The 5,474-nt window shown below is 52.9% G+C and carries 6 protein-coding genes; 4 read left to right on the plus strand and 2 right to left on the minus strand.

The window, feature by feature from the left end; genetic code table 11:
* From QI197_03445 to QI197_03455, 3 genes are all read left to right on the plus strand, one after another.
* Positions 1–393: 30S ribosomal protein S12 (locus QI197_03445; protein MDK2372415.1), on the plus strand; the 393-nt coding region annotated here is incomplete at its 5' end.
* Between the two features lie 4 nt (positions 394–397).
* Complete coding sequence (locus QI197_03450; protein ID MDK2372416.1) at positions 398–1,051, plus strand: 30S ribosomal protein S7; 654 nt, start codon at positions 398–400, stop codon at positions 1,049–1,051.
* A gap of 55 nt (positions 1,052–1,106) precedes the next feature.
* Positions 1,107–1,337: a U6 snRNA-associated Sm-like protein LSm6 gene (locus tag QI197_03455; protein ID MDK2372417.1), complete on the plus strand. Its 231-nt coding sequence runs from the start codon at positions 1,107–1,109 to the stop codon at positions 1,335–1,337.
* Positions 1,338–1,341: 4 nt separating this feature from the next.
* On the opposite strand, the gene glmS is transcribed toward QI197_03455, so the two are convergent.
* Positions 1,342–3,129, minus strand: coding sequence for a glutamine--fructose-6-phosphate transaminase (isomerizing) (glmS, locus tag QI197_03460; GenBank protein ID MDK2372418.1), 1,788 nt, complete (start codon positions 3,127–3,129; stop codon positions 1,342–1,344).
* Between the two features lie 12 nt (positions 3,130–3,141).
* Positions 3,142–4,470, minus strand: a complete 1,329-nt coding sequence (locus QI197_03465; GenBank protein ID MDK2372419.1) for a hypothetical protein — start codon at positions 4,468–4,470, stop codon at positions 3,142–3,144.
* 54 nt (positions 4,471–4,524) lie between these two features.
* Between QI197_03465 and QI197_03470 the strand changes: the two genes are divergently transcribed.
* On the plus strand, positions 4,525–5,474 hold a 950-nt coding region (locus tag QI197_03470; protein ID MDK2372420.1), incomplete at its 3' end, for a DUF460 domain-containing protein.

Below are 5,474 nucleotides of genomic sequence, written 5' to 3' on the forward strand. Positions count from 1 at the left end.
GAGAAGTACAAGGAGAAGAGACTCCACAGCTGGAAGGTCAGGAGGAGACTATACAGGTTGAAGGAGAAGTTCGATCCTCTAGAGGGTGCGCCCATGGCTAGGTGCATAGTACTGGAGAAGGTAGGTCTCGAGGCGAGGCAACCTCACTCCGGCCTTAGGAAGGCGGTCAAGGCCCAGTTAGCCAAGAACGGGGTCATAGTCACCGCGTTCGCACCGGGAGATGGTGCTCTGAACGTGATCAATGAGCACGACGAGGTGATAATTGAGGGCATCGGCGGTTCTAGGGGCAGGTCCATGGGAGACATACCGGGAGTCAGATACAAAGTGATAAAGGTAAACGGTGTATCCCTGCAGGCGATACTGCAGGGTAAGAAGGAGAAGCCCAGCAGGTGATCGCATGAGCGAGGAGGTTGAGATCAAGGCAGAGGAGAACCCCAAGACCGGTGGTCCCGAGATAAAGCTGTTTGGTAAGTGGAGCTATGAGGGAGTTGAGATAAGGAACATCGCCCTGAAGAGGGTGATCTCCCTCAAGCCAGTTTACCTCCCGCACACCGGCGGAAGGCACGAACATAAGAGGTTCGGGAAGCTCGAGCTTCCCATCGTTGAGAGGCTGGTTAACAGGCTCATGAGTCAGGCGATCAATGCTGGTAGTAAAAAGGACCATGTGAACAGCAAGAATCCAGGAAAGAAGCTCAAGGCCCTGAGGACCGTCAAGTACGCGTTCCAGATCATCGAGTTGAGGACCGGCAGGAACCCCATACAGGTCTTCATAGACGCCATCGAGAACTCCATAATAAGGGAGGAGGTCACCAGGATCATGTACGGTGGAGTCAGCTACTTCCACGCCGTCGACACTTCCCCGAGCAGGATGGTCGACCTCGCCATCAGGCACATAGCCCAAGGAGCGGCTATGAAGGCATTCAGGAGCCCGAGGAGCCTAGCTGAGGCCCTTGCTGATGAGATAATCGCTGCTGCTGATTACGACAGGAACAAGAGCTTCGCCATAAGGAGGAAGGAGGAGATAGAGAGGATCGCCTTGAGCAGCAGGTGATCACGTTTCATCCCATCCATTTATAATATGAGGAGTCTGAGTTTGGTGATGAATTATGAGTAGAGAGCTCCCGATATCGCATCTGAGGAAGGCCCATGGCGCCGAGATAACCGTCAGATTGAAGAACGGAAGTGAGATAAGGGGTAAGCTGCTGGTCTACGATGAGATGATGAACTTAGTTCTAGATTCAGCTAGGGAACTAGATCCCGACACGAAAGAAGTGAGGAGGAGCATGGGCACCCTCTTCATAAGGGGGAACAACGTACTCTTCATAACGCTGGAGTGATTTCTCACTCCACGGTCACGCTTTTAGCCAAGTTTCTGGGTTTGTCTGGATTTTTTCCTAGGGTTACCGCCGTGTGGTAGGCTATTAGCTGCAGTGGAACCGTGTAGATCAGTGGGGAGATGAGTTCATCCCAGACATCCGTTTCCAAGCTCGCATCAGCTGGGATCTCGATACCTCTGGGCTGTACCGTTATGGTAAAGGCCCCTCTAGATCTCACCTCCATGATATTGTATATCGTCTTCTTTCGGAGCTCCTCATTCACGGGAACTAGCACGATGGCGGGTGTGCCCTCCTCTATTAGGGCGAGCGGTCCGTGCTTGTACTCGCCAGCAGGATAGCCCTCGGCATGTATGTAACTTATCTCTTTGAGCTTGAGCGCTCCCTCCAATGCCGTTGGGTAGTTTATCCCCCTCCCCAAGAAGAACACGTGCTCCTTGTCCTTGAGGATATTGCTCATCTTCTTGGAGAATTCCTCCAAAGAGTCCATAGAGCCCTTCAGCAGCTCCGACACCTCGGTGAGTTCCCTAGAAATCCCGCTTCTGCCGCTAATAAGGGAAGAGACTACGTACAGAACAGATACTTGGGCAGAGAAGGTCTTAGTTGCCGCGACCCCTACCTCCGGGCCCGCCTGTATGAAGACGGACTCGTCGGAGATTCTAGTGAGCGTGCTTCCCGGAACATTCACTATGGAAACCACCATGGAGCCCTTTGACTTCGCTATTCTCACGGCCTCTAGCACGTCTGCGGTTTCACCTGATTGGCTGATGGCTAGGACGACGTCGCCCTGCCTCAGGTGGGAGGACCATTCCGGGAACTCCGAGGCCACTATGATCTCGGATCTGACACCAGCTAGCTTAGATAAGAGGTACTTTCCGATCAGACCTGCATGGTAGGAGGTCCCAGCAGCAACTATCGTCAGGGATCCATCCCTAAGCAGGGAGCTCAGCCTCTCGGAGAACCTCGTGTAGTAATCAATGCTCTCCGCAATCTTCCTGAGGATGTGAGGCTGTTCGTGTATCTCCTTAAGCATGAAGTAATCGAACGCTCCCTTGTCCAGCAACTGAGGCGTCCATTCCACCTCTTCAGCCTCCCTATAGACCTTCTCCAGATTATCTCCCTTCAATCTCCAGATCTCGACCTCAGAGGGGGTGAGTAAGGCTATTTCCCCGTCCTCCATGAAGATGAACCTATTCGTCAGGTGGAGCAGTGCGGCCACATCCGATGCGCAGTAATTCCCATCCTCCCCTAGGCCTATAACCAGTGGACTCTTGTTCCTAGCTAGAAAGAGGGCTCTCTCGCCCGATATGATGGATACTAAGGCGTAGCTTCCCTTCAACTTCTTGACGGCCTTCACGAATGCTGAGAGGGGTCCGTCCCCCGACTTGAGGTTCTCCTCCACCAAGTGGGCCACGACCTCTGTATCTGTCTCGGAATGGAGCACATGCCCCTCGGCTATCAGCTCCCTCCTCATACCCTCAAAATCATCGAGAGTCCCGTTGTGAACGACAGCCACCTCTCCATCACAGGAGAGGTGAGGATGGGCGTTCTCGGGGCTTACTCCGCCATGGGTGGCCCACCTAGTATGGCCTATCCCTACGTATCCGTCTCTTATCTCCGCGTCTCCTACTACCGCATCTATCGTGCCTACACCTTTCACTACCTCTATGTCCCCGTTAGACATCACTGCTATCCCGGCTGAGTCGTATCCTCTGTATTCCAGCTTTTTTAGGGATTTTATTAGGTCTCTGGCCACTCCCAAGCGCCTCCTCACTATGCCCACTATTCCACACACTTCAGAAGCACCTCATTCCTTCATCAGCTGTGACTTCCACTTTCTCAAGATAATGGTTGCACCTGAAATCATCGCAACGAATATCAACGATACGGTCACGCCTGACAGGAGCCTTGCCTCTTCAGCAGCCCTTTCCTTGATGACCCTTATTCTCTCCTCCAAGGAGGATATCTCCCGCGTCACATTCGAGTATAAGTCCGGCGCGCTTGTCAGGTTCAATCCACCCACACAGGAGGTTAAGTTGGCGAGGATGTCTTTCATGGCTCTGTACTCTGTCTGATTTATGTTCTTCACCTCCTCTATCTCCCCCATGGCCCTGCTAATCATCTCGATTATCTTGTCCTTGTACGTCAGAAGGAGCTCCCCCTCCAAGCGCTTTATTATGGCAGATGACTGGTTGAGGAGCATCTTGACCCTAAGGATGTCAGCATAGGATATGTTCTCTCGATCTAGGAGGACCTCAGCCTCTCTTATTTTGGAATCGATGACGGAGACGTTTATCAGCACATCCTCTGGTATGGGAAGTCCAGCCTCTACGGACCTCTCGTATACGCTCTGAAATAGTCTCCTTTCGTCCTTTACCTCCTTCAGCGCTGCCCTTAGCTCCTCCTTATTGTATCCGGAGATCACTCTCACGGTCCTCCTGACAGTGACCTCGAAGCTCCTGTCGGTGCAGCCTATTCCGTAGCATAGGCTCACTATGACGGTGTGATTTCCCTCACCCTCTACCGGTAGAGGAAGACCTACCTCACCGGACGTGCCGTTTAGCTCCCTCTCCATGGTGAGCCTGCCATCTAAATACACGGAAATTGTCGGGCGGTAATCTCGAGGGATTCCTTCCACTTCGTAGCTCACTTGGATTGAGAGCGGCTGACCCACGGTAATCTCTCTGGATTGCGGGACGACCACTAGAGTAGCGTTTATGCGTGGTTTAATCACCATAACGGACGAAGTGTTGCCCTCAGCTAGCTTGAGGCCCATTTCTCCCTTCTTGAAGAACCTAACCATAGGCCTCACGAAGTTAGGGCCCTCCAAGGAGTTCCTATCCACATCCACTATTATGGGGACTACTATCGTGGCGTTCGGCCTGAGCTCCCTCAAACCTAGGTTCCTCGTGAAGGCCCCCCAAGGGGTGATTAGCTTCACGTAATCGATGAGGATCATCCCATCCATGTTAGCCACCGATACATTCACGGTACAGGGATATCCTGCTACGCAGGGATCCCTGGGTTCTACGGTGACGCTCAAATCGGCCTCTTGAGACTGAGCTAGTATTGGTGCCATGAGGCTCAGAATTAGAAGCGTCGTCATGATGTGAAGGGCGGCGGGGGCTGCTTTCATCAGCCCTTAGGGGGAGCTAAGCTTTATTAACCTAGTCGCATCAGGTCATACCGAATGGACGATTTAGTGGTAGCCGGAGTAGACATAAGATCGGGTTCGCCAAGATCAAAGAAGAGACCTACTTACTCAGTATCTATAATAAGGGGGGAGAGCATCCTCCTCGAGGACGAGGAGGTGACTCTGGATGAGGTCTTCTCCTTGATGAGGAGGTACGGGGTCAAGGTACTCGCTACGGATAATGTTTACGAGCTTGCGGAGGACATGAAGGGGCTTAGGCTCGTCATGGAGAGGATGCCCCCAGGTAGCAAGCTCATTCAGGTCACCGGATCTCCTCATGGGATAAGGTCCCTCTCGTCGATAGCCAAGGAGGCTGGCCTTCCACCCCCCTCCCACAGGGATCCGCTCGGTACTGCTAGGATAGTCGCTAGGTTGGCGCAGAGGGGGGTGGGGATAGAGGTCATCGCCATGTATCCAGAAACTAGGGTCCTCATAACGAAGAACAGGAGTGTAAGGCAGGGAGGTTCGGGAAGTGACAGGTGGAGGAGGTCTATAGAGGCCAGCATACTCAGCGAGGCCAATAAGATAGCCACGGAGCTCGACTCCGCAAATCTCGATTACGACCTGTACGTGGAGAGAGCTTCCGGGGGGTTGAGGAGGGCGGAGTTCATAGTCTACGCAGGAATTGACGATGTCCGGAGGATAGTGAAGGAAAGTAGCGAGTGGACACCTCTAAGGGTGGTGGTGCGTCAGTCCTGGAGAAGCAAGATAAAATTCCCCTCGAGCCGTCTCTCACCCCTGCCTAGGTCTAGGCCCATAATAGTCGGCATAGATCCGGGTATGTCCGTTGGTCTAGCTGTCATTGATCTGAACGGTAATCTACTGGCTTTAAAAACCATGAGAAGGGCGTCCAGATCTGAGATAGTGGAGGAGATACTCAATCACGGCTATCCGGTGATAATAGCTACAGATGTGAATCCTCCTCCCAAGAGCGTCGTGAGGATAGC

The organism is Thermoproteota archaeon (assembly GCA_030130125.1).
In the GTDB taxonomy this organism is placed as follows: domain Archaea; phylum Korarchaeota; class Korarchaeia; order Korarchaeales; family Korarchaeaceae; genus Korarchaeum.

Coding starts and splice junctions, on each gene's coding strand:
- QI197_03450 (MDK2372416.1), top strand. CDS start 398: ATGAGCGAGGAGGTTGAGATCAAGGCAGAGGAGAACCCCAAGACCGGT.
- QI197_03465 (MDK2372419.1), bottom strand. CDS start 4,470: ATGAAAGCAGCCCCCGCCGCCCTTCACATCATGACGACGCTTCTAATT.
- QI197_03455 (MDK2372417.1), top strand. CDS start 1,107: ATGAGTAGAGAGCTCCCGATATCGCATCTGAGGAAGGCCCATGGCGCC.